This window comes from Pseudomonas flavescens (genome assembly GCF_013408425.1).
In the GTDB taxonomy this organism is placed as follows: domain Bacteria; phylum Pseudomonadota; class Gammaproteobacteria; order Pseudomonadales; family Pseudomonadaceae; genus Aquipseudomonas; species Aquipseudomonas fulva_A.
The window spans coordinates 4,991,243-5,016,048 of sequence record NZ_JACBYV010000001.1 but is presented as its reverse complement, the minus strand read 5'-3'; the positions used below and the strand labels follow the sequence as shown (position 1 = coordinate 5,016,048).

At 63.9% G+C, this 24,806-nt stretch carries 19 protein-coding genes; 8 read left to right on the top strand and 11 right to left on the bottom strand.

The window, feature by feature from the left end:
• The first annotated feature begins 72 nt into the window (after nucleotides 1-72).
• A complete protein-coding gene (locus tag FHR27_RS22395) occupies nucleotides 73-2,556 on the top strand; it encodes a TonB-dependent siderophore receptor (protein ID WP_179539599.1) in 2,484 nt (827 codons plus the stop codon).
• A gap of 951 nt (nucleotides 2,557-3,507) precedes the next feature.
• On the opposite strand, the gene tauD is transcribed toward FHR27_RS22395, so the two are convergent.
• The 7 genes from tauD to FHR27_RS22360 all read right to left on the bottom strand — a co-directional run bounded on the left by tauD (nucleotide 3,508) and on the right by FHR27_RS22360 (nucleotide 11,377).
• Nucleotides 3,508-4,347 (bottom strand): taurine dioxygenase, encoded by an 840-nt coding sequence (gene tauD, locus FHR27_RS22390; RefSeq protein WP_179539598.1) that lies wholly within the window; start codon nucleotides 4,345-4,347, stop codon nucleotides 3,508-3,510.
• A 31-nt stretch (nucleotides 4,348-4,378) separates the two neighbouring features.
• Nucleotides 4,379-5,194: a taurine ABC transporter permease TauC gene (tauC, locus tag FHR27_RS22385; RefSeq protein ID WP_179539597.1), complete on the bottom strand. Its 816-nt coding sequence runs from the start codon at nucleotides 5,192-5,194 to the stop codon at nucleotides 4,379-4,381.
• Nucleotides 5,184-5,972, bottom strand: coding sequence for a taurine ABC transporter ATP-binding protein (locus FHR27_RS22380; RefSeq protein WP_179539596.1), 789 nt, complete (start codon nucleotides 5,970-5,972; stop codon nucleotides 5,184-5,186). The genes tauC and FHR27_RS22380 overlap by 11 nt, the downstream gene beginning before the upstream one ends.
• A gap of 71 nt (nucleotides 5,973-6,043) precedes the next feature.
• Nucleotides 6,044-7,027 (bottom strand): taurine ABC transporter substrate-binding protein, encoded by a 984-nt coding sequence (gene tauA, locus FHR27_RS22375; RefSeq protein ID WP_042553542.1) that lies wholly within the window; start codon nucleotides 7,025-7,027, stop codon nucleotides 6,044-6,046.
• A gap of 300 nt (nucleotides 7,028-7,327) precedes the next feature.
• Nucleotides 7,328-9,787 carry a TonB-dependent siderophore receptor gene (locus FHR27_RS22370; protein WP_179539595.1) on the bottom strand — a complete coding sequence of 820 codons (2,460 nt, stop codon included), beginning with the start codon at nucleotides 9,785-9,787 and terminating at the stop codon, nucleotides 7,328-7,330.
• Between the two features lie 115 nt (nucleotides 9,788-9,902).
• Nucleotides 9,903-10,841 carry a FecR family protein gene (locus FHR27_RS22365; RefSeq protein ID WP_179539594.1) on the bottom strand — a complete coding sequence of 313 codons (939 nt, stop codon included), beginning with the start codon at nucleotides 10,839-10,841 and terminating at the stop codon, nucleotides 9,903-9,905.
• Nucleotides 10,838-11,377 (bottom strand): RNA polymerase sigma factor, encoded by a 540-nt coding sequence (locus FHR27_RS22360; protein ID WP_179539593.1) that lies wholly within the window; start codon nucleotides 11,375-11,377, stop codon nucleotides 10,838-10,840. Before FHR27_RS22360 ends, FHR27_RS22365 begins: the two co-directional genes overlap by 4 nt.
• Nucleotides 11,378-11,511: 134 nt before the next feature.
• On the opposite strand from FHR27_RS22360, the gene FHR27_RS22355 reads away from it, so the two are divergent.
• The gene (locus tag FHR27_RS22355) at nucleotides 11,512-12,888 is read left to right on the top strand and encodes a uracil-xanthine permease family protein (RefSeq protein WP_179539592.1); all 1,377 of its coding nucleotides are present in this window, start codon (nucleotides 11,512-11,514) and stop codon (nucleotides 12,886-12,888) included.
• A 1,062-nt stretch (nucleotides 12,889-13,950) separates the two neighbouring features.
• On the opposite strand, the gene FHR27_RS22350 is transcribed toward FHR27_RS22355, so the two are convergent.
• The 3 genes from FHR27_RS22350 to FHR27_RS22340 form a co-directional block, all read right to left on the bottom strand.
• A complete protein-coding gene (locus FHR27_RS22350; RefSeq protein WP_373565165.1) occupies nucleotides 13,951-16,062 on the bottom strand; it encodes a TonB-dependent siderophore receptor in 2,112 nt (703 codons plus the stop codon).
• Between the two features lie 353 nt (nucleotides 16,063-16,415).
• The gene (locus FHR27_RS22345; protein WP_179539591.1) at nucleotides 16,416-17,060 is read right to left on the bottom strand and encodes a YitT family protein; all 645 of its coding nucleotides are present in this window, start codon (nucleotides 17,058-17,060) and stop codon (nucleotides 16,416-16,418) included.
• 77 nt (nucleotides 17,061-17,137) lie between these two features.
• Complete coding sequence (locus tag FHR27_RS22340) at nucleotides 17,138-17,662, bottom strand: dihydrofolate reductase (protein ID WP_042553549.1); 525 nt, start codon at nucleotides 17,660-17,662, stop codon at nucleotides 17,138-17,140.
• 112 nt (nucleotides 17,663-17,774) lie between these two features.
• On the opposite strand from FHR27_RS22340, the gene FHR27_RS22335 reads away from it, so the two are divergent.
• From FHR27_RS22335 to FHR27_RS22320, 4 genes are all read left to right on the top strand, one after another.
• Nucleotides 17,775-18,881 (top strand): glycerophosphodiester phosphodiesterase, encoded by a 1,107-nt coding sequence (locus FHR27_RS22335; protein ID WP_179539590.1) that lies wholly within the window; start codon nucleotides 17,775-17,777, stop codon nucleotides 18,879-18,881.
• A 68-nt stretch (nucleotides 18,882-18,949) separates the two neighbouring features.
• On the top strand, nucleotides 18,950-20,326 hold the full coding sequence (locus FHR27_RS22330) for a DUF2868 domain-containing protein (protein ID WP_179539589.1): 1,377 nt from the start codon (nucleotides 18,950-18,952) through the stop codon (nucleotides 20,324-20,326).
• 216 nt (nucleotides 20,327-20,542) lie between these two features.
• Nucleotides 20,543-21,916, top strand: coding sequence for a GTPase/DUF3482 domain-containing protein (locus tag FHR27_RS22325; RefSeq protein WP_179539588.1), 1,374 nt, complete (start codon nucleotides 20,543-20,545; stop codon nucleotides 21,914-21,916).
• Nucleotides 21,917-21,939: 23 nt separating this feature from the next.
• Nucleotides 21,940-22,266: a cupin domain-containing protein gene (locus tag FHR27_RS22320; RefSeq protein ID WP_179539587.1), complete on the top strand. Its 327-nt coding sequence runs from the start codon at nucleotides 21,940-21,942 to the stop codon at nucleotides 22,264-22,266.
• Between the two features lie 213 nt (nucleotides 22,267-22,479).
• On the opposite strand, the gene FHR27_RS22315 is transcribed toward FHR27_RS22320, so the two are convergent.
• Nucleotides 22,480-23,361 (bottom strand): DMT family transporter, encoded by an 882-nt coding sequence (locus FHR27_RS22315; RefSeq protein ID WP_042553554.1) that lies wholly within the window; start codon nucleotides 23,359-23,361, stop codon nucleotides 22,480-22,482.
• Between the two features lie 91 nt (nucleotides 23,362-23,452).
• Here FHR27_RS22315 and FHR27_RS22310 point away from each other — a divergent pair, with 91 nt between their 5' ends.
• Both FHR27_RS22310 and FHR27_RS22305 read left to right on the top strand, forming a co-directional pair.
• Nucleotides 23,453-24,376 carry a LysR family transcriptional regulator gene (locus FHR27_RS22310; RefSeq protein WP_179539586.1) on the top strand — a complete coding sequence of 308 codons (924 nt, stop codon included), beginning with the start codon at nucleotides 23,453-23,455 and terminating at the stop codon, nucleotides 24,374-24,376.
• Entirely contained in the window at nucleotides 24,373-24,702 is a 330-nt protein-coding gene (locus FHR27_RS22305) for a hypothetical protein (RefSeq protein WP_257026968.1), read from the top strand. The genes FHR27_RS22310 and FHR27_RS22305 overlap by 4 nt, the downstream gene beginning before the upstream one ends.
• Nucleotides 24,703-24,806 lie beyond the last annotated feature (104 nt).

Genomic DNA, 24,806 nt, shown 5'->3' with positions numbered 1-24,806 from the left:
TTGTCGGTTTCACACGCTCGCTCGGGATACCTCTTGAACCCAATGAAGACGCATTCTCAGAGGATATCCAGAATGCCGTACCTGCCTGCATCCCACCGCTCGACACTGAGCCTGTCGATCACCCGAGTCCTGTTCACCGGCCTGCTGGCCACCAGCCCCTTGCTGATCGCGACCAGCGCACAGGCGCAATCGGCCGCCACCGAACAGACCCGCGCCTATGCCATCCCCGCGGGGGATCTAGACCAGGCGCTGAATCGCTTCGCCAGCGAAGCCGACATTCTGCTTTCGGTGGATTCGCGGCTTACCACGGGCAAACGCAGTCCCGGGCTCGACGGCAGCTATTCGGTGGACGCAGGCCTGGCCCGCTTGCTGGCCGGTACCGGTTTGCGGCCGCTCAAGGCCGGAGACGACTATGCACTGGAAGCGTCGCAGGAAGGCGATGGTTCACTGCAGTTGGGCGCAACCAGCATCAACGCCAGCGGTCTGGGCGAAACAACCGAGGGCAGCGGCTCCTACACCACGGGTGCGGTAACCATCGGCAAGGGACAGCACTCGCTGCGGGAAACGCCGCAATCGGTCACGGTGATAACCCGCAAGATGCTCGACGACCAGAACCTCAACACCATCGAACAGGTCATGGAAAAGACTCCGGGCATCACCGTGTACGACTCGCCCATGGGCGGCAAGTACTTCTACTCCCGCGGCTTCCGCATGACCGGACAGTACCAGTACGACGGCGTGCCGCTGGATATTGGCAGCAGCTACGCACAGGCCGACAGTTTTGCCAGCGACATGGCCATTTATGACCGGGTCGAAGTACTTCGCGGTGCGGCAGGCATGATGAAAGGCGCTGGCGGTACAGCGGGAGGCGTCAATTTCGTGCGCAAGCGCGGCCAGTACACGCCACATACCCAACTGTCTCTCGCTGCGGGCACCTGGGACAACTACCGCGCCCAGGTCGACACCGGAGGCCCGCTCAATGAAACCGGCACCATCCGCGGGCGGGCCGTGGCAACCCAGCAAAGCCGCCATTACTTCTATGACGTTGCCGAGCGCCGGGATCAGATCTACTACGGTGCCGTGGATTTCGACCTGAGTGCCGATACCACGTTCGGCCTGGGCCTCGCCTATGAAGACCTCGATGCGACACCCTGCTGGGCCGGCGTGCCGCGCTACGCCGATGGCAAAGACCTGAAGCTAAGCCGCTCCACCTGCCAGAATCCTTCCTGGAACAACCAGCGCAGCAAACGCACCACGCTGTTCGGTGATCTGAAGCACCCGCTCAATGACAACTGGGCGCTGAAGGTGGCGGGCGTCTGGTCGCGAAACACCCAGGAGATGGAGTACGCCTTTCCTAGCGGCTCGGTTCCGGTTGGCGCCAGCAGTTCCAGCACCTTGGTACTTGGCAGCATCTATGACTACGACCAGGTGGACTACGGCCTCGACGCCTACGTGGATGGCAAGTTCGACGCCTTTGGCCAGCAGCACGAGCTGATCGTTGGCGCCAACACCAGTCGCTCCCACAAGGACGACTTCTTCGCAGTGGCGGCACTGCCGCAGCGTCAGAACGTGCTCGATCCTGACCATCATCTAACGCAACCGGACGAGAGCTACTACCTGGCCAATGCCTCGCGCGGCGGCCCGCTGGACATCCGCATCAAGCAGTACGGCGTCTACTCCACCGCGCGCCTGAAACTGGCCGAGCCGCTGACATTCGTAGTCGGCAGCCGCGTCAGCTGGTACAAATCCGAAACCGACTCCGTCGCCTACTTTCGCGGCGTCGGCACCCCGCGCAATTCCGAGACCACCGAAACCGGACAGGTCACGCCCTTCGCCGGCCTGCTGCTCGACCTCAACGACAACCTGACGGCCTACGCCAGCTATACCGACATCTTCACGCCCCAGGGCAACCTCAGGACCATCGATGGCAGTACCCTGAAACCACTGATCGGCACTAGCTATGAGCTGGGCATCAAGGGCGAGTGGTTCGAGGGCCGTTTGAACAGCTCCTTCAACCTGTTCCGCACCCTTCAGGAGGATGCGGCCCAGACCGATCCGAACTGCGCCGACGGCAGCTGTTCGCAGAACTCCGGCAAGGTGCGCGCCCAGGGCTTCGAGGCGGAGCTGAGCGGTGAAGTCATCGACCGCCTGCAACTGCTGGCCGGTTATACCTACACCCAGACCAAGGTGCTGGAGGATGCCAACCCCAACCAGAACGGTGTGTCGTACAACTCGTACGTGCCGCGGCACCTGCTGCGCGTCTGGGGTGATTACAGCCTCAGCGGCCCTCTGGAGCGCTTCACGGTCGGCGCCGGTTTCAACGCCCAGAGCGACAACTACCGCACCTCGCCGATCAGCGGCAACAACATCTCCCAGGCGGGCTACACCGTGTGGAACGGCCGCATCGGCTACCGCGTCGATGACACCTGGTCACTGGCCCTCAACGGCAACAACCTTTTCGACAAGCGCTACTACGCCACCGTGGGCACCGAAGGTTTCGGCAACTTCTACGGCGAACCGCGCAACTTCATGCTGTCGGTAAAAGCGGACTTCTAGGTCGGTTGATTGATCGTTGCCACGCTCCGCGTGGGGAACGCATCTCCGGGCGCTCTGCGGCCATTCGGCTCGGCCAAGTGCATAACGCAGAGCGTGGGTATCATCAGGTGTCGGCCAAGTACAGCTTCTAAGCAGGGTCGCCCCTGCACCCTTATCTGTGGGAGTGCGCCATGCGCACGAATCGCGGGCATGGCCCGCTCCCACGACGCGAGCTGCCGCTCAGTTTCGGCCACAGTACGACTTATAAACCTGGGTCGCCCCTGCACCGATACCTGTGGGAGTGCGCCATGCGCACGAATCGCGGGCATGGCCCGCTCCTACGGTTCGAGCTGCCGCTCAGTTTCGGCCACAGTACGATTTATAAACCTGGGTCGCCCCTGCACCGATACCTGTGAGAGTGCGCCGTGCGCACGAATCGCGGGCATGGCCCGCTCCCACGCTTCGAGGTGCCGCTCAGGTTTCGGACACAGTACGATTTATAAACCTGGGCCGCCCCTGCACCGTTACCTGTGGGAGTGCGCCATGCGCACGAATCGCGGGCATGGCCCGCTCCCACGGTTCGAGGTGCCGCTCAGGTTTCGGGCACAGTACGACTTACAAGCCTGGGCCGCCCCTGCACCGATACCTGTGGGAGTGCGCCGTGCGCACGAATCGCGGGCATGGCCCGCTCCCACGACTCGAGCTGCCGCTCAGGTTTCGGACACAGTATGACTTACAAGCCTGGGCCGCCCCTGCACCGATACCTGTGGGAGTGCGCCGTGCGCACGAATCGCGGGCATGGCCCGCTCCCACGACTCGAGCTGCCGCTCAGGTTTCGGGCACAGTACGACTTACAAAGCCTGGGCCGCCCCTGCACCCTTACCTGTGGGAGTGCGCCATGCGCACGAATCGCGGGCATGGCCCGCTCCTACGGTTCGAGCTGCCGCTTGGAGCTTATGGCTTGCAGCGGCTTCAAGGCCCGAAAGGCCGATCGCCGAGAATCGTCGCACGGTGCATGATGCGCCGCTGCGGGCGGTAGTCGTCGCAGGCGTAGTGCTGGGTCAGGCGGTTGTCCCAGAACGCCAGGTCGCCCTGGCGCCATTGCCAGCGCACGCTGAATTCCGGTTTGGCAATCTGTGCAAAGAGCATCTTCAGCAGTGCATCGCTTTCGCCAGGCTCCAGCTCGACGATCCGGGTGGTGAACGACTCGCTGACGAAGATCCCCTTGCGGCCCGTCTCCGGGTGTACGCGTATCACCGGGTGAGTGACCGGTGGGTTCGCTGCCCGAGCGGCATTCCATTTTTCCAGTGCCTCGGGCGTAGTGCCGAAGCGCTCCAAAGGAAACGACAGGGTCAGGTCATGCACCGCCGTCAGGCCGTCGAGCAGGTTGCGGATCGGTGCAGAAAGCCCTTCATAGGCGGCAGAGCAACTGGCCCACAGCGTGTCGCCACCATGCGGCGGAACGTGCCGCGCACTGAGCAGCGAGCCCAGCGGCGGCGACTGGATGAACGATACGTCCGAGTGCCACAGGGCGTTGTCGCGCAGGTCATTGAGCTCGGTATCCAGAACGAGGACTTCCGGCTGCTCTTCGATCTTCGGATAGATCGGGTGGATATGCAGACCACCGAACATGGCTGCCGCATCGCGCTGTTGGCGAGGCGTCAGCAATTGATCACGCAGAAACAGCACCTGATGTTCAAGTAGCCCCTGGCGCAAGCTGGCGTAGCTTTCGGCATCCAGCGGGCGGCTCAGGTCGACACCGGTAACGCGCGCGCCCAGGGCTTGGCCGATACGTTCGAATACGAGGGTCATGGGTCTTTCTCTATTCAGTCCCGTTAAGCAGTCAGTTCCAGGAAGCGAAGCGCTTTTGCAGCGCGCGCAAACCGAGTTCGATGGTCAAGGCGATGCTGGCGATCAACAGGATGCCGACCACCACCACGTCGGTGGCAAGGAACTGCGCGGCAGACTGCACCATGAAACCGAGCCCCTGGTTGGCGGCGATCAGCTCCGCAGCGACCAGCGTCGACCAACCGACACCCAGGGCGATACGCAGGCCGGTGAGGATGTCCGGCAGCGCGCTGGGCAGAATCACGTGACGCACCACCTGCAAGCGGCTGGCACCCAGGCAGCGCACCGCCTGGATACGTGCCTTGTCGACCCTGCGCACGCCGCCCACGGTGGCGATCAGCAGCGGCGCGAACAGCGCCATGTAGATGAGCAGCACCTTGGACAGCTCGCCGATGCCGAACCAGATCACCATCAACGGCAGATAGGCCAGCGGCGGGATCGGCCGATAGAACTCCACCAGCGGGTCGAGCGCGGCGTTGAGCGTGGGGTTCAAGCCCATGGCGATTCCCAGCGGGATGGCCGTGACGACCGCAGCCAACAGCGCCACCAGCACGCGCCACAGGCTGGTACTCAGGTGCTGCCATAGCGTGGCATCCAGATAACCGTCCTGCAGCAGCCCGTTGAGGGCCACCAGCAGTTGTTCGGGGGCAGGCAGGAAGATGGTGTCGACCCAGCCGAGGTGCGTTGCCAGCCACCACAGGCTCGCCAACGCCGCCAAGGTACCGAAGGCTGCCGCCCGGCGACGGTCGAAGCGGATCACGAAACGGCGGCTGCGGTCGCTTACGGTGTTTTTCAGTGCATCAGAAGGCATGGTCGGCGGACTCCTGAAGGAAGAGATCGAGCAGCTCCTGACGCAGCTCGGCGAAGGCCGGATCGCTCTTGATCGAGCGCACCGGTTCACCGCCGATGTAACGGCGAGCGAACGGCAGTTGCCGGTGAATCACCGCACGGGCAGGCGGGCCGTCCAGCACGATCAGGTCGGTGGCGAGAAACAGTGCCTCGTCGACACTGTGGGTGATCAGGAACAGGCCCTTGCCGGTGCGCTTCCAGACGTCGAGCAGCAGCAACTGCATGCGCTCGCGGGTCAGGGCATCGAGGGCACCGAAGGGTTCGTCGAGCAGCAGAAAGTCCGGATCGACCGCCAGCGCCCTCGCCAGCCCAAGGCGCTGACGCTGACCGCCCGACAGTTCGGAAATCTGATGATGAGCATGACTGGCCAGGCCAACCAGTTCGAGCACCTCACGCGCCCGGGCATGGCGTTGCTGCTTGCTCAGGCCGCGCAGGCGCAGCCCCAGGGCAACGTTGTCGAGGGCATCGAGCCATGGCATCAGCGCGTCATCCTGAAACACCACGCCGCGATCGCCGCCCGGGCCTTCGAGGGTGCGGCCATCGATATGCACACGGCCGCTGCCAGGTGGCTGAAAGCCGGCCAGCACGTTGAGCAGGCTGGACTTGCCGCAGCCCGACGGGCCGAGCACGACCACGGACTCGCCCTTTTCGATCTGCAGATCGAAATTATCCAAGATGACCCGCGAATGACCGCGACGCTTGAAACTCAAGCTGACCCGCTCGGCGCTCAGTCGGCTCATGGTCGACTCCTCAAAGTAAAAAAGCCCCTCCGGAGAGGGGCGAAACGTGGCATGAACGTAACTCTGGGGGTTCACTGCGCCTGGCGGACGTACTCGGCACTGACGTAGGGCGAGTAGTCGGGCAGTACGGCGGGAATACGCTTCTGTTCCTTGAGGAACTCGGCGGTGCGGGCAATCGCCTTGGCAGTACCGCCACCCAGCAGGTCGGCACTGACTTGCTGCTGCGCATTCGGATAGGCGGAGCCGGCGAGCAATTCCGGGATGTCAGCAGCGTTGGCACCGATCAGCTTGGCGATCTTGCCGGCCTGTTCGGAGTCAGCCGTCCATGTGGCGACGTTGGCCTGGTAGTCGGCGAAGGCATCGAGGGTCACGCCAGCGAACTTGGCCAGCACTTCAGGGTGCTTCTCGGCGAAATCCTTGCGGGCCACCCAGACCTCGAACGTCGGCGCGCCCCATTTGCCGACCTCGGCCGCATCGGTCAGCACCTTGCCGCTGCGTTTGATTTCACCCAGTGCCGGCGACCAGACGAAGGCACCGTCGATGTCACCGCGCTTCCACGCCGCATTGATCTCGGCCGGGTTGAGGTTGACGATCTTCACCTGGGTGGGGTCGATCTTCCAGTGCTTCAGGGCGCCGAGCAGGCTGTAGTGGGAGGTGGACACGAACGGCGTGGCGATGGTCTTGCCGACCAGTTGCTCGGGGCTGTCGATGCCGCTGCCGTTGCGTACGACCAGCGCCTCGGCAGCATTGATTTCGGCAGCGACCAGGAAGGTCACCAGCGGCAATTTGCGCGACGTGGCGGCGGCCAGTGGGCTGGAACCGAGGTTGCCGATCTGTACGTCACCGGAAGCCAGTGCCGTCACCACGTCGGCACCGGAGTTGAAACGACGCCAGTCGAGCTTCTCGCCGATGGCTTTTTCGTATGCACCGTCAGCCTGGGCGACCTTGGACGGATCCACACCGGTCTGGTAACCGATCACGATGTCGGCGGCATGGGCCTGAACAGCGGTTGCCGCAGCGACAGCGAGCAGCAGGGCTTTGATGGTCTGTTTCACGTTCGACTCCTCGCAAGTGGCACCGCTGCGGTTGATCCCAGCTGCCGAAGCGCCACCACGGCGCTGATGGAGTGAAATTTATGGTTATAAGAAATAGAAAACCAATAACATTTAACACTTAGCTTAGAGCTGTCGGTAACAGCCGCGAGCCAGAGCGGCGGCGGTACTGAAGTGGGTCGATGTGAATGCGCGTTTTCCCGCAACGCCAGCGCTTCAGGTGCCTTGCTGCCTGACAACGGCCCCCCTCAGAAACGCAAAAGGGCAACCTTTCGGCTGCCCTTTTGCCTGGTCCGGCGGGTATCAGAAGCTGTATTTCACCGTTGCCATCAGATTGCGCGGCGCGCCCCAATAGACCGTGTCATAGTTACCCAGGCCGCTGTAGTAGTGCTTGTCGAACAGGTTGTTGATGTTCAGAGTGCCCTTCAACTGAGTGCTGAAATCATACCCAGCCACCAGGCCGACCAGGGTGTAGGCCTTTTGCTCGAACTTGGGGTCGCCCACCACCGAGTACCAATCGCCCGGCACGAAGTAGGTGGAGCTCTGCCATTGCAGGTTGCCGCCGACCGTCAGGCGCTGCCAGTCGCCCGGCAAGCGATAGTTACCCGCCAGTTTGAGCATGTGCTGCGGTTGATCGGTGCTTTCGCGCTTGCCGTCCGCATCGTGAGATTCCTGGTAGACGTAACCGGCCTGCACCTGCAGCCGCTCGACAGGTTCGCCAGACATTTCCAGCTCGACGCCACGGGTCTTAACACCCTGGATCGGTACGTTGTAGCTATCGCCATTACCATCCGAGCGCTCGTCAGCGACGTTGTCCTGATGCAGCTCGAACAGGGCCAGGCTGGCATTCAGACGGCTGTCAAAGTACTCACCCTTGATACCCACTTCATAGCTCTCGCCGGTTAGCGGATCGATCGGCTTGCCATCGATCCCGCGGCTGTACGCCTGCGGCTTGAAGATGTCGGTGTAGCTGGCGTAAACCGAATGGTGGTCATCCAGTACAAAGGTCGCCCCAACATAGGGAGTCACTTCGCCGGAGACGGTGCTCTGGAATTTTCCACGGCTGCCCAAGGCGTTGAGCGTTTCAATCTGCCATTGGTAGTCGGTCACGCGCGCACCCAGAACCAGCGACAGGCGATCGGTCGGTTTCAGCACCGTCGCCATGTAGGCGATCTTCTGCCGCGCATCGATGTTGAAGCGGTTCCACCAATCGAATCGGGCAGGCTTGGTGGCGTTGTTATCCCAATTGAAGACGTCATCGATAAGCTCGTCCGTCAGGCCGTCATAACGCCTGGTCACGGTATCGGTACGGTTGTAGCCGTAGCCCAACACCAGATCGTGGCTGCGGCCGAACAACTGATAAGGGCCTTTGGCCTGGGCATCGAAACTCTTCTCGCTGCTGTCGACATTGAACTTGGAGGACTCTCCCCAGAGAAACCCATGCACAGCGCTGTTATCGGTGTTGATTGCCTGGCTATTGATGCCGGAGATCAACTCACGGGACTTGTACTGCCGCGTACTGACCACTGCCTTGATCGACCAGTCATTGGCCAGCGTCTGCTCCACCTCGGCAAATGCCCGCTGGGTATCCTGATTGCGATAAGCCCACTTGTCCGCTGCGTTGCTCGAACGGGAGAAGCGCGCTTCGCGACCGTCCGCAAAGAAGGCAGGCAGAGATCCGGTGGTGCTGCCATCGTTGTAGTTCTTTTGCAGGTCATAGCCCACCGCAACGGTGGTGTCATCGCTCAGGTCGGCTTCGAGAATGCCGTAGAAGACGTTCTGCTCGCCCTTGAGGTGGTCGATGTAGCTCTGGTGCTCTTCGGTTCCGGCAACCATGCGGCCGCGCACTGCTCCGCCCTCGGTCAGCGGCCCGGAAATATCCACCTCACTGCGGTATTTGTCCCAGGAGCCCGCGCCGATTGCCGCATGGCCCTTGAACTCGGAGGTGGGCCGCTTGCGCACCATATTGATCACCGCGGACGGATAGCCGGCACCGTTGACGAGGCCCGTAGCGCCTTTGAGCACCTCCACACGGTCGTAGATCAGCGAGTTGCCGATGCTGTAGTTGTCACGCAGAGTGCCGCCGTCGCTGGACAGGCTGGAGATGCCATCGACCTGAAAGTTCTGCACCTCGAAACCGCGAGCATAGAAGGTATAACCCTCGGAGTTTTCCTGATTGACCTTGATGCCCGGCGTTTGCTGCAGCACGTCGGAGATGTTTTGCAGGCCCTGGTCGTCCATCTGCTGGCGGGTGATTACGCTCACCGATTGCGGCGTTTCCCGCAGCGTGAGCGGCAGGCGGGTGGCAGCAGCGGTCTGTCCGGTGGTGTAGGAGCCCGAACCTTCAGTGGTAATGCCCAGGCTCTGTCCGCTCACAGTGGTGGCGCCCAGTTGCACGGCGTCGTTCTGATCACCTGCGGGGCGTTCCAGGGTCACGGTATCGCCATCGACGAACCGGGCCGCGAGGCCAGTACCGGCCAGCAAGCGAGACAACGCTTCGGTCTGTGCATAGCTGCCCGAAACACCGAGCGAACGCTGGTTACGGGTCAGTTCGGCGGGCACCAGCACTTGGGTGCGGGTTACCGCCGAAAAAGCGGCCAACGCGGCATCCAGCGACTGCGCCGCAATGTCGAAGCGCAGCACCTGCTGCTGGGTCGCGGTGGCCTCTGCGGCGAGCGCGGCAGGCGGCGCAACGGCCAATGCGATAGCGAGAGACAATAGAGTTGGCAGGCCGCAATGGCGAGCGGCAGTAACGTGGTGCATGAAAAACTCCCCGGTGATCGAAATCCAGATCGGCGGCACTACTTGCGAGTGCTTGTAATTCGCGCCTCAAGATCAAGGACGACAACCGCGGAGAAATCCCTGAAAAAACTTTCGATCAGTTTGGCGTGGCCGCCATGCCAGGCTGCAGCACAGTCACGTACGGGGTGTACTGCCGGGCTTGCAAACCAAGGGTGAGTTGCAGCGCGCGCAGCACCGCTTCGGGCTTGTCGATCTCGAACACCCCGGACACCGCGCGCCGTTCGAGCGCCTGATCGAAGACCAGAATGCGCCCTGGCCAGTAACGATTAAGCTCGCGGATCACCTCACCGAGCGGTTGTTGGCGAAACACCAGTTGCCGCTGCCGCCAGGCAAACGCCTGGTCGACGTCGAAGGTTTTCACCGCAGCGAGCTGGCGACGCGTCGCATCCACCGCCTGCCCCGGTGCCAACACGACCTTGGCGTCGCCCGCTACACTGGCCTCGACCCGCCCTTGCACCAATTGCACCCGGGTATGACCATCCTGCCGGGCCACGCCGAATTGGGTGCCGAGCACGCGCACCTGCACGCCGTCGCTTTCCACCACGAACGGCCGGCTGGCATCGTGCCTGACGTCAAACCAGGCCTCGCCGCGCAGCAGGCGAATGCGCCGCTCACCGTGGGCGAATTCGACGTTTAACGCTGCATCGGTATTGAGCTCGATGCGCGAGCCGTCGGCCAGATCGATGGACTGGCTTTCCCCGACGACCGTGTAGTGATCGGCACGCAGGCGATCCGCCCATGGCGTCTGCCAGGCAAGACCCAAGGCCAGCAACAGCGCCGCGGCGGTGGCCCACGGCCAGGCGGTGCGGGGCGTTTTCGCAAGCGACCGATGCGCCTGGCGCGCGGCAGGCTGCAAGGCCGCAAGGAGCACCTGCGCCTCGTCCCACGCCTGGCCATGCCTGTCGCTTTGCGCCAGCCAGTCAGTGAATGCCTGACGCTCATGCGCACTGACGTCCTCGGCCTGCAAACGAAAATGCCAGGCACTGGCCTGGGCAAATAATTCGTCGTCGGTCATGGCGGGGAAGTTCCTGATGGCGGTTTCGGCTGCAAGCGCTTCTTGATGAAAGACCGGCAATCGATCAACGCTTGGCGCAGATGATATTCCACGCTGCGCACCGTGGTCGCCTCGCACGTGGCGATCTCGCGGTAAGCCATGCCCTCGACATGGTAAAGTAGGAAAATCCGCCGCCGCTGCTCAGGCAGCGCTGCGATGGCATCGCTCAGCAGCGTCTGCTCCTGTTCGGCCGCCAGGCAGTCGGCAATGCCTGGCGCCGGACAGACAGCCTCGTCGGCCGGCAACTCGCCCTCTACCAGCCCTCGGCGCAACGCCTGGCGCTGATGGTCGAGTACCAGGTTGCCGGCTACGGTGAAAAGAAACGCGCGCAGATTATCGATACGCGCATCGCCCGGCATGCGCGCCAGCCGCAGGAAGGTCTCCTGAGTCAGGTCGGCGGCCACCTGGCGGCTGCCGATTCGCCGCGCAACGAATGCCTCCAGAGCCTGCTTGTGCTCCAGAAACAGTCGGGTGAGTTGGGCATTCCAGGACGACAAGGCGGCATCTCGGTGTCTGAACGCCGCGCACGCTATCAGATAATAAGATTCATTCATATCTAGCCCGTCGTCTGCTACTTGGGATTAGCCTGGCGTGTTAGTAGAATCCGCCGTTTTTCCAGGCAGCGACCACCATGCAACCAGTCGACCCCAAGCGTGACGAACTGATCTATGGCCTCGAAGACCGCCCGCGTCCGCTGGTGGCGATCCTCGCCGCCCTGCAGCATCTGCTGGCGATCATCGTGCCGATCGTCACCCCCGGCCTGCTGATCTGCCAGGCTCTGGGCGTGTCGGCCCGCGACACCAACCTGATCGTTTCCATGAGCCTGGTGATCTCCGGTATCGCCACCTACGTGCAGTGCCGTCGCTTCGGCCCGCTGGGCGCCGGGCTGCTGGTCGTGCAAGGCACCAGCTTCAACTTCGTCGGCCCACTGATTGCCGGCGGCGCGCTGATGGTCAAGCAGGGCACACCGGTCGAAGCCGTGATGGCGGCGATCTTCGGCGTGGTGATCGCAGGCTCGTTCGTCGAGATCGGCATCTCGCGCATCCTGCCGTTCGTGAAAAAACTGATTACCCCGCTGGTCACCGGCATCGTGGTGCTGATGATCGGCCTGACGCTGATCAAGGTCGGCCTGATCAGCATGGGTGGCGGCTACGGCGCCATGGCCAACGGCACCTTCGCCAATGGCGAGAACCTGCTGCTGTCCGGCGTGGTGCTGGCCGTGATCGTGGCGCTCAACCGCATTCCCGTGGTGTGGATGCGCAGCTGCGCGATCGTCATTGCCCTGCTGGTCGGCTATGCGCTGGCCGGTTACCTGGGCCGCCTGGACTTCACCGGCATGCACCAGGCCGAGCTGTTCCAGGTGCCAACGCCCCTGCACTTCGGCCTCGGCTTCTCCTGGAGCCTGTTCATCCCGATGCTGGTGATCTATCTGGTGACCTCCCTGGAGGCCATCGGTGACGTGACCGCCACCAGCAAGGTGTCCAAGCAGCCCGTCGAAGGCCCGCTGTGGATGCAGCGAATCAAGGGCGGCGTGCTGGTCAACGGCGTCAATTCGCTGCTGGCGGGCGTGTTCAATACCTTCCCCAGCTCGATCTTCGCCCAGAACAACGGCGTGATTCAGCTGACCGGCATCGCCAGCCGCCACATCGGCGTGTGGATCGCGCTGATGCTGGTGATCCTCGGCCTGTTCCCGGCAGTGGCCGGGGTCATCCAGGCGGTACCGGAGCCGGTACTCGGCGGTGCGGCCATGGTGATGTTCGGCGCCGTGGCGGCCTCGGGCATCAACATCCTGGCGGGCATCGATCTGGATCGCCGCGCGCTGCTGATCATCGCCGTGTCCCTGGCCCTCGGCCTTGGCGTGTCGCAGGTGCCGGAGTTCCTCGCCCACATGCCTGCAGCACTGCGCAACGTACTGGAGTCCGGCGTGGCCACCGGCGGCATCTGCGCCCTGCTGCTCAACTGGTTCCTACCGGAAAGCCCGGCGAAGGGCGAGCAGAGCGATCACTGATCCAGGCACCGGGCACGTGGAGCCCGCTTGCGGGCGATGCGAGCTCGGGCCGCCCCACACTGCGTGCCATGGCCACTAATCGCCGGCAAGCCGGCTCCTACGTGATTGCATGATGATCCACGGCCTGCTGCTACCGCCAGACCACCCGCACTCACCATGTCCGTAGGAGCCCGCTTGCGGGCGATGCGAGCTCGGGCCATCCCACACTCCGTGCCATGGCCACTGATCGCCGGCAAGCCGGCTCCTACGTGACCGCGTGATGATCCACGGCCTGCCTGCGGCTACCGCCACACCCGCACTCTCCACATCCGTAGGAGCCCGCTTGCGGGCGATACGATGCTGGCCGTCACGCAAGGCGCGCAATGGCCATTAATCGCCGGCAAGCCGGCTCCTACGTGACCGCGTGATGATCCACGGCCTGCCTGCGGCTACCGCCACACCCGCACTCGCCATATCCGTAGGAGCCCGCTTGCGGGCGATCCGATGCTCGGGCCATCCCACACTCCGTGCCATGGACACTGATCGCCGGCAAGCCGGCTCCTACGTGACCGCGTGATGATCCACGGCCTGCCTACGGCTACCGCCACACCCGCACTCGCCACATCCGTAGGAGCCCGCTTGCGGGCGATGCGAGCTCGGGCCGCCCCACACTCCGTGCCATGGTCGTTAATCGCCGGCAAGCCGGCTCCTACATGACCGCGTGATGATCCACAGCCAGCCTGCGGCTACCGCCACACCCGCACTCGCCACATCCGTAGGAGCCCGCTTGCGGGCGATGCGATGCTGGCCGTCACGCAGGCGCGCAATGGCCACTGATCGCCGGCAAGCCGGCTCCTACGTGACCGCGTGATGATCCACGGCCTGTCTGGCGGCTACCGCCAGACCACCCGCACTCGCCATGCCCGTAGGAGCCCGCTTGCGGGCGATGCGATGCCAGCCGTCACGCAAGGCGCGCAATGGCCACTGATCGCCGGCGAGCCGGCTCCTATGGAACAGCGTGAATGCCGATTCCGGTCATGAGGGAGACAGGGTAAGCGGCCCTCTTCGCATCTGGCAGGTGACTCAGAAGTCGTAGCGCGTGGTCAGCATGACGTTACGCGGCTCGCCCCAGGAGTAAACGCTGTAGAAGTCCATGATGGTCAGGTACTTCTTGTCCAGCAGGTTGTTGACGTTCAGGGTCGCGGACAGGTTATCGGTTACCTGATACTTGGCCATCACGTCCAGCAGCCAGTAGGCACTCTGGCCGAAGTCCTCATTGCGAGCACGCGGTGCATTCCACACCGAGCCCCAGCTTCTGCTCTGCCAGCGCGCACCGCCGCCAACGGTCAATGGCTCGAGTTGCCCCTTGAGGTTGTAGGTGGTGTAAACGCTGAACTGGTCTTCTGGCTCTACCGTGGAGAGCTTCCTGCCGTCGACGCGAGCGATCTTGTGCGAGTACCCGGCCTGCAGCTGCCAACCCGGTGTCAGTTCACCCGAGACTTCGGCCTCGTAGCCCTTGGTCTTCACCCCCTGCACGGCGCGGAAAGCCTGCTCTGCCGTGCCGTTGATGAACCCATCGGCCTGAGGACGGTTGTCCTGGTGGATTTCGAAGTAGGCCAGGCTGGCATTCAGACGGCCGTCGTAGAACTCGCCCTTCAGGCCGATCTCGTAGTTGTCACCTTCTTGCGGCTCGAGGGTTCTGCCCTGCCGGTCGCGGCTGCTCTGCGGTTTGAAGATGGTGGTGTAGCTGGTGTAGGCCGAGATAGTGTCCGTGAGGTCATAGATCAGCCCTGCGTACGGCACGACGACACCGCTCTTCTTGGTGTCTTCCCCCCGGTAATTGGCCAGGCGCGCACCGAGGATAAGCTTCAGGTCATCCTGCAGATTGAAACGCGAGGTGGTGTAGAGGCCGTTCTCACGAATCGTCTCCTTGTCGTTGGTCGGCGCTCCCCAATCCGGCTCGGGGACATTGCCATTCCAGCTGTAGAAGTCATCGACGTCCGGGCCGAAGAAGGCATAGCCATCACGATCCGTCTTGCGGCGCGCAATGCTGCCTCCCACGACCAGCTCATGCTCGCGGCCGAACAACTGGTACGAGCCGCTCACGTAGCCATCGGCCGCATCCGCTTTCGTCTCGCCGACGTACTTGCCCTGCCACTGACGAGCACCAGAACCGTCCGCCGGGTTGGGATTACCCGCACTGGCAGACCCCAGGGTCGCGTCATAGCCATTGATCTGGTGGTTGAGCTGCATCTTGGCCAGCCAGCCATTGGCAAAGTTGTGCTCCAGCGTGGCGAATACGGTGCGGGTGTATTGTTCCCAGCCACTCCAGTTGGTGCCTGGGTTGAAAGAACGAGAAACCTTGTTGAAGTTGCCATTGCTGTCGAAGATCGGCATCGATCCCCAGCTCGATCCTTCCGGCTTGTTGTCCTGATAGTCGGCCCCAACGCTGAGCAGCGTGTCTTCGCTCAGGTCGAACTCGAGAATGCCGTAATAGACGTTGGTCTTGCGCTCATAGTTGTCCTGGAACGAATGCTTGTCCTGATAGGCTGCGACTGCACGACCGCGTACGTTGCCAGTAGGGGTCAGCGGGCCACCGACATCGATCTCGGTGCGGTAGTCGTCCCACGATCCGATGCCAGCGGAAAGATGCCCTGAGAATTCGTGAGTTGGTTTCTTGCGGATCAGGTTGATGGTCGCACCCGGGTCACCGCTACCCGTCAGCAGGCCGGTAGCCCCCTTGAGCACTTCGATACGGTCATAGATCGCCATATCGCTCAAGGTATTGCCTGCCGAGTAAGCAGAGTCGCGCGACATTGGAATGCCGTCGTACTGGAAGTTGTTGATGGCAAAACCACGAGCGTAGTACTCGGTACGCTCGGTGTCATAGGTGACGATGCTGACTCCCGGGGTGTGACGCATTACGTCGTCGATGCTGGTGAGCCCGAAATCATCCATGCGCTTGCGCGTGACCACGCTGATCGACTGCGGCGTTTCGCGCGGCGTCAGTACCAGACGGGTCGCAGTGGCGATGGAGCCCGGCGTGTAGGATTGGGATTCCTCGGTGATGGTACCGAGCTGGTTGCTGGTGACCGAGGTGGCCTCCAGTTCGAGTGTTCCGTCCTGAGGCTCGAGGACCACGGTACTGCCACTATCGCCCTGTGCGGCCTGTTGCGCGTGGGCCATCAGCGGCATCGCGATGCCAGCCAGGGTGATCGCGACAGCCAACAGGCTGGGGGCGCAGGGAAGCGGCCGTCGAGCACAGCCAGCGCCCGCCATGGCATGGGGATTCATAGGAGTCTCCTGTTGTTTTGAGTAGAGTGATACGCAGACGCACAAACGATATCACTTCTCATTAACTCCTTAAATCTTATTACCAAATATGGCGAAGCCGCCGCCCTCCTTCCCACGGCAAACCCAGCGGCAGGGGCCTGAACCCGGAAAAATAGGGTGAAGGGCATCGCGCTGCGCGACAGGTGCCCGCTCGACGAGAGGGGAATGGCGCAGGGGCGATGCTCAGGGAGCGACGGAGTGCAGCGAGTCGCCTGTCAGCTCACGCCCATGTAACGGCCGGCGCGGTGATTGATGGCCAGCACCATGTTCAATGCCACGGCACCGAGAACCGACAGCGCGACCTTCTCAGGGGCCACGACGAAGATCGACGCCAGCACGATGGCGGCGTCCACCCCCATCTGCACGGCACCGGCGCGCAACCCGAAGCGCTCCTGCAGATACAGCGCGAGGATGTTCACACCGCCCAGGCTGGCACGGTGACGGAACAGCATCAGCAAACCCAGACCCATGGCGAAACCACCGAACAGCGCAGCGTACAGCTCGTTGAGCGCAGCGAAAGTGATCCAGTGCGGCGTCAGCTCGGCCAGCAGCGACACAAGGCCGACCGCGCAGACCGTACGCAGAGTGAATGCCCAGCCCATGCGCCAGATCGCCAGTACGTAAAATGGCACGTTGAGCAGAAAGAACACCACGCCGAACGGCCAACCAGCCAGGTACTTGATTAGAAAGGCCAGCCCCACCGTGCCGCCGGTCAACAGGCCTGCGTGACTGTAGAGGGTGATGCCCAGAGCGACCATGGCGGTGCCGAGGATCAGCGCCAGCGCATCTTCCCAGAGTGGATGACGGACGAAGAAGTCGGCAATCGTCTCTCGCTCGCCAGCGTCCGGGGTGTCGTTCATGGTGTATCTCTCACTGGGCGCACAAGGTAAAACGCCACCGGGTCAGGGTGGCGAATCAGAATATATAAGGGGGCGGACTACCGGCGAGTCCAGGTCTCGTAACTGTGCGCGGGCGCGGTATCGGTAGCCGGCTGATCGTCCTGCTCGGTGCGCTGCCACTGCGCCTCGTCGAACGCCGGGAACCAGGCGTCGCCCTCGGGCTGCAACGCCACGCGGGTCAGGTACAGGCGGTCGGCAATGGTCAGCGCCTGCTCGTACAGCTGAGCGCCGCCGATCAGCATCACTTCGTCGACGCCCTGCTCGCGAGCCCAGGCCTCGGCCCGCAGATGAGCGGCCGCGACGGTCGCGAACACCTCGGCACCTTCCAGCTCGAGGCCGGACTGGCGGCTGACCACCAGATTGAGCCGCCCAGGTAGCGGACGGCCGAGAGAATCCCAGGTCTTGCGACCCATGATGATCGGCTTGCCGAGGGTCTTGGCCTTGAAGTGCTTGAGATCCGCCGGCAGGTGCCAGGGCAATTGGTTGTCGCGGCCGATCACGCGGTTTTCCGCAAGGGCGGCGATCAGGCAGAGGGGGAGTCGAGTCGTCATGGCGGCGAGCATAGCAGAGGGCCGCATCGCGCTGCATGACTTGCCGCACTGTCATCGCCACGCCATCTTTTTCAGTGCAGGCTGTTGGATAACCACCGCCAATGCCGCCCAGGAGAGATGCCCGATGCCCCTACGCCAGCCCCGTCTGCTACTGCTCAGCGCCCTGCTCACCCTGCCCTTCACGGCGCACGCAGAAACCCCGGCAGCGCCCGCCGCCAAGCGTGCCGACGACGGCAAACCGCTGATCATCGCGCACCGCGGCGCCAGCGGTTACCTGCCCGAACATACCCTCGCTGCCTATGCGGTCGCCGTGCTGCAAGGTGCTGACTACGTCGAACCGGATCTGGTGATGAGCAAGGACGGCCAACTGTTCGCCCGCCACGACAACGAGCTGGGCCTGACTACCGACGTCGCCAGGCACCCCGAGTTCGCCGACCGCAAACGCAAGGCCAACATCGATGGCGTCGAGCTCGACGGTTGGTTCAGCGAAGACTTCACCGCGGCCGAACTCAAGCGCCTGCGTGCCATCGAGCGGATCCCCGATATCCGCCCGGGCAATACCCGCCTCGATGGCCAGTTCGAGATCCCCACCCTGCAGGAAGTCATCGACCTGGTAAAAGCGCTGCAGGTCAGCCAGGGCCGTGAGATCGGCCTGTACATCGAGACCAAGCATCCCGCGCATTTCCAACAGCTGGGCCTGGGCATGGACAAGCCGCTGATCGAGACCCTCGCTCGCAATGGCTATCGCGACGCCGCAGCGCCGGTGTACGTCCAGTCCTTCGAGGTGAGCAACCTGAAAGCACTGCGTCAGTTGAGCTCGCTGCGCCTGGTGCAGCTGTACGGCAAGGGCCAGCCCCATGATCAGGTCGTGCAGGGCAATCCGCTGACCTACGCGCAGATGGCCACGCCAGCCGGGCTGCGGGCAGTCGCCGAATACGCCAATGGCGTGGGCCCGGACAAGAGCTACGTCATCCCGCGCAAGCCGGACGGCAGCCTGGGCGAACCGACGCGATTCGTCGCCGATGCCCATGCTGCGGGGCTGTTGGTCCACCCCTATACCTTCCGCGCCGAGAACCAGTTTCTGCCCGCGGAGCTGCAACGGGGTAGCAGCCCCGCAGACCGCGGCGATATCGACGCGGAGGTCCGTGCCTTCCTGGCCACCGGCATAGACGGCCTGTTCATCGACCAGCCCGATATCGCCGTGCGACTGCGCCAGCAACAGGTCCGTTAAACGCGAGTTTTTGCCAATCGCCTCACAGCGGTTATGCTCCCCATGGATTCCAACTGCCGGGAGATCGCGTGGCCTTACCCAAGCTGCAACGCCTATGGCTCTGCGAGGCCGTACGCCTGCGAGAAGAACATGCCGGGCTGCTCGAGGACAGCGAAGCCAACCGCCGTGCTCAGGTGGCAGGCGGTGACCTGGCCACCCGCATCGAAAACCGCGCCCTGCTGCTCGCCGAGCGCGATGGCCAGCAGCAGGCGCAGCGCCATTGGCTGCAAGGCGCACGCCTGGCGTTGCTGCTGCTCGGCCTGCTGGCCCTGGCCAGTGGCACGGGCCTGGCGGTAGCCGCACTGGGCGACGGACAAACGCCGGTCAACGTGTTCTGGGCCCTGGGTAGCCTGCTCGGCCTGCACCTGCTGATGTTGCTTGGCTGGCTGATCGGCCTGCTGTTTGGCGGCGGCCATGGCGCGGTGCTCGGGCGCCTCTGGCTGTGGCTCAGCGAGAAGCTGGCCCGCGATGCCAGCGCGCTGCACACCGGCCCCGCCCTGGTCCTGCTACTGCGTCGCCAGCGCCTCAATCGCTGGTTGGTCGGCATGGCCGTACACGGGCTCTGGCTGGTGGCACTGACCACCGCCCTGCTGATGCTCCTCGCACTGCTGTCTACCCGCCGTTATGGCTTCGTATGGGAAACCACCTTGCTGGGCGGCGATACCTTCGTCGCCCTCACCCAGGCCCTCGGCGCCCTGCCCGGCCTGCTGGGTTTTCCGGTTCCCGATGCCGCCACCGTACGCGCCAGTGGCGACAGCCCGCTGCCGCTGGAGTCGGCCCGGCATGCCTGGGCCGGCTGGCTGATCGGCGTGGTCGTGCTCTACGGCTTGCTGCCACGCTTGCTGCTGGGGCTGGTATGCCTGTGGCGCTGGCGTAGCGGCGTGGCCCACCTGCAACTGGACGTCGACCTGCCCGGTTACGGCCTGCTGCGCGACCGCCTGCAACCCAACAGCGAACGCCTGGGCGTGTGCGATGCAGAGCCGGCGCAGCTTTATCAAGTGCAGTCCGGCGCCGGCGTCGACGCCAGCCAGGGCGCGCTGCTGGTGGCCATCGAGCTGGACGACCGGCGCCCCTGGCCACCGCAGTTGCCCAAGTCGGTGGCCGACGCCGGGATCATCGACAGCCGCGAGCAGCGCCGCCAACTCCTCGACCAGCTCACCCGCTTTCCGCCCGCTCGCCTGGCCATCGCTTGCGATCCACGGCGCTCGCCGGACCGCGGCAGCCTGGCGTTGCTCGCCGAGCTGGCACGCTGCGCCGGCGAAACACGCATCTGGCTGCTACCGCCGCCGTCCGGGGAAAGCCTCGACGGCGAACGTCTGGGTGACTGGCATAGTGCGCTGGATCGATTGCAGCTTGAGCATCGCAACAGTTCGCCATTGACCTGGCTGGAGACGGGCCATGACTAGCCGCATTTCCGTAGGAGCCGGCTTGCCGGCGATCGCTCTTGCAGCCTGCCGACCATCGCGATCGCCCGCAAGCGGACTCCTGCAAAAGCCCTCTGCCCGCAATCAATCCTGTAGGAGCCGGCTAGCCGGCGATGCGATTGCAGGCGCGATAGAGCAGCCAGCGGCGCGACGCCTCTCGCTCCTAGGCGGCGACAATCGCTTGCGGGAGCGCCGCCCATGAGCCAGGCACTGAAGCTCGCCGTGGTCGGCCACACCAACGTCGGCAAGACCTCGCTGCTGCGTACCCTGACCCGCGATATCGGTTTCGGCGAAGTGTCGCATCGCCCCAGCACCACCCGCCACGTCGAGGGCGCACGCCTGTCGGTGGACGGCGAAGCACTGCTGGAGCTGTACGACACGCCCGGCCTGGAAGATGCCATCGCCCTGCTCGACTACCTCGACAGGCTGGATCGTCCCGGCGAGCGCCTCGACGGCCCGGCCCGCCTGGCGCGCTTCATGGAAGGCAGTGAGGCGCGCCAGCGTTTCGAACAGGAAGCCAAGGTGCTGCGCCAGCTACAGGCATCCGACGCCGGTCTTTACGTGATCGATGCACGCGAGCCGGTACTGGCCAAGTACCGGGACGAGCTGAACGTGCTGGCCATGTGCGGGCGGCCGCTGCTACCCGTGCTGAATTTCGTGGCCAGTGCCAATCATCGCGAAGACGACTGGCGCGAAGCACTGGCACGCCTGGGACTGCATGCTCTGGTTCGTTTCGACAGCGTGGCACCGCCACTCGATGGCGAGCGGCGGCTCTATGAAAGCCTGGCGCTGATGCACGAGAAGTCGCGCCCGCAGCTGCAACGCCTGATCGACGACCACGAGGCTCAACGAGTGGCCCGCCACCGTAGCGCCAAGCGCCTGATCGCCGAACTGCTGATCGACTGCGCCGCCTGCCGACGCAGCGTGGCCAACCAAAGCGAACTGGAAAAGAGCGCCATCGGCGAACTGCGCAAAGAGGTTCGCCAGCGCGAACAACGCTGCGTGGAAGCCCTGCTGCGTCTGTATGCCTTCCGCCGCGAAGATGCCCGCGCCGACGACCTGCCGTTGCTGGACGGCCGCTGGGGCGATGATCTGTTCAACCCGGAAACCATCAAGCAACTGGGCATTCGCCTGGGCGGCGGCGCTGCCGCGGGTGCCGCGGCCGGTGCCGGCGTGGACCTGCTGGTCGGCGGCCTGACCCTGGGAACCGCTGCCTTGGCCGGCGCATTGCTCGGCGGTGGCGCGCAGACCCTGCGTAATTATGGTTCGCGTCTCAAGGGCAAGCTCCAGGGCCAGCGAGAGCTGACCGTCGACGACGCCGTGCTGCGCCTGCTCGCGCTGCGCCAGCAGCACCTGCTGCAGGCCCTCGATCACCGTGGCCATGCAGCGGTGGAAGCGGTACGCCTCGACGCCCTGCAGGACAGCCAGTGGCGCGAGGGCAAGCTGCCGACCGCGCTGCGCATAGCCCGGGCACGACCGGAGTGGTCGTCCCTGAACCCCGGTGCCCGCCTCGATCAGGTCGAACGCCTGGAACAGGTCGAGCGCCTGGCCAAGGAAATCGACGCGGGCTGAACGCCGCGCGTCTCGGAGCCGCCATGACCACCACCTCACTCGCCAACCTGTTCACCGACAGCGAGCCGCCCGCTCAGGGCGAACGCTTCGAAACCCTGCTGAGCCAGCGCAATCTGGTGATCGAGCGCATCGTCAGCTCGTCACGTATCGAGTCGATGGACTATGTGCAGGAGCAGGATGAATGGGTGCTGCTGGCCCGCGGCGAAGCGCGCATGACGGTTGCCGGAGAAACTATCGAGCTGACTGCCGGCGATCACCTGTTCCTGGCAGCTGGCACGCCCCACCGCGTAGAGCGCACCAGCGAAGGTGCGCTATGGCTGGCGATTCATTTGCACCCCAGCAACCCGTAGCCCGGGCTGAGCACAGCGATACCCGGGATTTGTGAAAACCCCTGCCACCGTCCCGGGTTACGCCTTCGGCTAACCCAGGCTACGAAACTGGCAATTGTAGTTAACCGTGGGAGCGCGCCATGCGCGCGAAAATTCGCGGGCATGGCCCGCTCCCACATACACGCACGACTTTAGCCGTAGGGTGGAAGGCGCTTCACCCTTCCACCACGACTGTCAGCGCCTGAGCAGGCTCGTCCACAAGGTCGCGGCCACGATCAACAACCCACCGACCCAGGCCTGCACACTCAGGTCCTCACTGAGCCACAGCACGGCGAACAGCGCCCCGAACAGCGGCTCGCTGCCCATCAACAGGGACACTCGTGTGGGGCTGCTGCGGCGCAGGGCGTAGTTCTGCACGAAGAACGCGAACAGCGTGGCGAACAGCACCAGATACAAGGTGCCGATCCAGAACGCCGGCTCCACCGGCAGCGCGGGCAACCCGCCTGGCAGGAAGATCGCCCCCAGTAACAAACAGCCGAGACCGATCACCCCGGTCTGCACCGCCGTCAGCGCCAGTGCGGGAACCTGAGTGTGGGCTGTGAGCTTGCCGGTCAGGCAGACCAGAACGGCGCGCAGCAGAGCCGCCACCAGCATCAGGCCATCACCCAGGTTGAATTGCAGGTCGACCCCGCCGCTGAGCAGCCAGGTGCCGAACAGCGACAGTGCAACCGCGGGCAGCAGGCGCGAATCAGGCCTGCGGTCGAACATCAGCCATTCGACGAAAGGGGTGATGACCACGCACAGGCTGATCAGGAACGCCGCGTTGCTGGCCGAGGTATGCAGCACGCCATAGGTTTCGCACAGGAAGATGGCCAGCATCACACCGCCGAGCGGAATGCCCGGCGCCCAGGCCTGGCGGCCCTCTCCACGCAACTGCGGTAGCAGGATCAGAAAGGTCAGGCAGAAACGCACGGCGAGAAAACCGAGCACGGGATAGAACACCAGCGCCTGTTTGGCCACGCCGTAGCTGGTCCCCCAGACGAGCGCGACCAGCAGGAGCAGCAGATCGCTGGCCTGCAACAGGCGGGAAGGGGAACGACTGATCAGCGTGGACATGGGAGTGTTTCCTGGACATCGGCGAGAAGCGCATTGTCCATTGCGTCCTTCAGCGTGATAATCCATCAACTCTGAACAAGACCTGTTCCCCATGCGCACGAATCTCACGCCGCAGTTGCTTCCCTATCTGGCCATCTTCGTACGCGTGGTCGAGGCAGGGAGCTTCTCTGCCGCCGCCCGCCAGCAAGGCAGTACGGCGTCGGCGGTGAGCCGACAGATCGCCCATCTCGAGCAGACCCTCGGCGTACGCCTGCTCGAGCGCACCACCCGCCGCTTGCGCCTGAGCGAGGCCGGCAGCGAAGTGTTCGAACGCTGCAAGGACATGCTCGACGCTGCCCAGGCAGCCCTGGATGTGGGCGAGCGACTGATGAGCCAACCCCGCGGCCGGGTCCGCCTGAGCGTGCCCAAGGCCTTTGGGCGCTTTCTGGTCATGCCGCTGATCAACGACTTCCTGCAGCGCTACTCGGAAGTGGATATCAGCCTCAACCTCAGCGACCGCAGCCCGGACTTGATCAGCGATCAATTCGACCTGCTGGTGAGCATCACCGACCAGCCGCCACCCACCCTGGCCGGTCGGCCGCTGTGCAATGTGCAACAGTTGCTGTGTGCGAGCCCCACCTATCTGCAGCGCCACGGGATGCCCCAGCACCCCAGCGAACTGGTGCGCCACGCCTGCCTGTATCTGGACGAAACGGCGGACGACCACCGCTGGCATTTCAGCAATGGGCCGGAGCAATGCGTGGTGGCGGTGAACGGCCGCTTCGCCAGCAACCATAGCGAAGTACGCCTGAACGCTGTGCTCGAGCATCTGGGCATCACCTGCCTGCCACACTTCACTGCCGCGGCGTCACTGACCAGCGGCGCGCTGGTGCGCGTGCTGCCACAGTGGCGCTACACCGGTTCCTACCAGGGCACCGCGTGGATTCTCTACCACCCGACCCGCCACCTGCCGCCCAAGCTGCGGGTGCTCATCGACCACCTCGCGGAGGGGCTGGGCAAGGGCCCCGCGTTATGACCGGGTTGATGGGGCGGTTTCGCCAGTGGCTGGAGCGGCGGCGTCTGGAGCGTCAACCGGTGTGCACGGCCGATCACGTCACCCTCGAAGATATCGAAACCGACGTCGGCAACCGCATTCTGGAAAGTCTCAAGGCCGAGGGCTGGAGGCAGGTCGCGCAGTACAGCCCAATGGCGTTCGACAAGGGTATCGATTACGACAGCTACACGCTGCGCCGTGGGCTGGATGAGCTGAGGCTGGAGTGGGACAACTGGTTCGAGTGGAAGCTCAGCGGCCCGAGCGAGCTCATCGAAGAAATCGCCGAGCGTTTTTCGTTACGCAAGTGAGCGAGCCATCTGCCGGGCATCGCTTCGCTCAGCGCCGCGCTACTTAGCCGTAGGGTGGGCTTCAGCCCGCCGCAGACCAGCCAAGCCACCCTATCCCGAGCTGC